This window comes from Streptomyces sp. NPDC050423 (genome assembly GCF_040655445.1).
GTDB lineage: Bacteria > Actinomycetota > Actinomycetes > Streptomycetales > Streptomycetaceae > Streptomyces.
Map to the genome: position 1 here is coordinate 1 of NZ_JBFAJY010000085.1, position 1,572 is coordinate 1,572.

Sequence of the window (1,572 nt, forward strand, 5' to 3'; positions counted from 1 at the left end):
AACACAGTGGACGCGAGCAACTGAGGACAAGCCCTCGGCCTATTAGTACCAGTCAGCTCCACCCGTTACCGGGCTTCCACATCTGGCCTATCAACCCAGTCGTCTACTGGGAGCCTTAACCCTTCAAGAGGGTGGGAATACTCATCTCGAAGCAGGCTTCCCGCTTAGATGCTTTCAGCGGTTATCCTTTCCGAACGTAGCCAACCAGCCATGCCCTTGGCAGGACAACTGGCACACCAGAGGTTCGTCCGTCCCGGTCCTCTCGTACTAGGGACAGCCCTTCTCAATATTCCTACGCGCACAGCGGATAGGGACCGAACTGTCTCACGACGTTCTAAACCCAGCTCGCGTACCGCTTTAATGGGCGAACAGCCCAACCCTTGGGACCGACTCCAGCCCCAGGATGCGACGAGCCGACATCGAGGTGCCAAACCATCCCGTCGATATGGACTCTTGGGGAAGATCAGCCTGTTATCCCCGGGGTACCTTTTATCCGTTGAGCGACAGCGCTTCCACAAGCCACTGCCGGATCACTAGTCCCGACTTTCGTCCCTGCTCGACCCGTCGGTCTCACAGTCAAGCTCCCTTGTGCACTTACACTCAACACCTGATTGCCAACCAGGCTGAGGGAACCTTTGGGCGCCTCCGTTACTCTTTAGGAGGCAACCGCCCCAGTTAAACTACCCATCAGACACTGTCCCTGATCCGGATCACGGACCCAGGTTAGACATCCAGCACGACCAGAGTGGTATTTCAACGACGACTCCACAACCACTGGCGTGGCCGCTTCAAAGTCTCCCACCTATCCTACACAAGCCGAACCGAACACCAATATCAAACTATAGTAAAGGTCCCGGGGTCTTTCCGTCCTGCTGCGCGAAACGAGCATCTTTACTCGTAGTGCAATTTCACCGGGCCTATGGTTGAGACAGTCGAGAAGTCGTTACGCCATTCGTGCAGGTCGGAACTTACCCGACAAGGAATTTCGCTACCTTAGGATGGTTATAGTTACCACCGCCGTTTACTGGCGCTTAAGTTCTCAGCTTCGCCGACCCGAAAGTCAGCTAACCGGTCCCCTTAACGTTCCAGCACCGGGCAGGCGTCAGTCCGTATACATCGCCTTACGGCTTCGCACGGACCTGTGTTTTTAGTAAACAGTCGCTTCTCGCTGGTCTCTGCGGCCACCCCCAGCTCACCGAGTAAATCGGATCACCAGTGATGGCCCCCCTTCTCCCGAAGTTACGGGGGCATTTTGCCGAGTTCCTTAACCATAGTTCACCCGAACGCCTCGGTATTCTCTACCTGACCACCTGAGTCGGTTTAGGGTACGGGCCGCCATGAAACTCGCTAGAGGCTTTTCTCGACAGCATAGGATCATCCACTTCACCACAATCGGCTCGGCATCAGGTCTCAGCCTTAATGTGTGACGGATTTACCTACCACACGGCCTACACCCTTACCCCGGGACTACCACCGCCCGGGCTGGACTACCTTCCTGCGTCACCCCATCGCTTACCTAATACAAGTCTGGTTCATCGGCTCCACCACTACCCTCAACTCCGAAGAGATCGG

Annotated in this window: 1 rRNA gene (only partly in view); it reads right to left on the minus strand. The window is 55.8% G+C overall.

The features are described 5' to 3' along the window. Positions 1-22 precede the first annotated feature (22 nt). Positions 23-1,572: ribosomal RNA gene (locus tag AB0I52_RS32650) — 23S ribosomal RNA — on the minus strand (it continues 1,674 nt past the right edge of the window).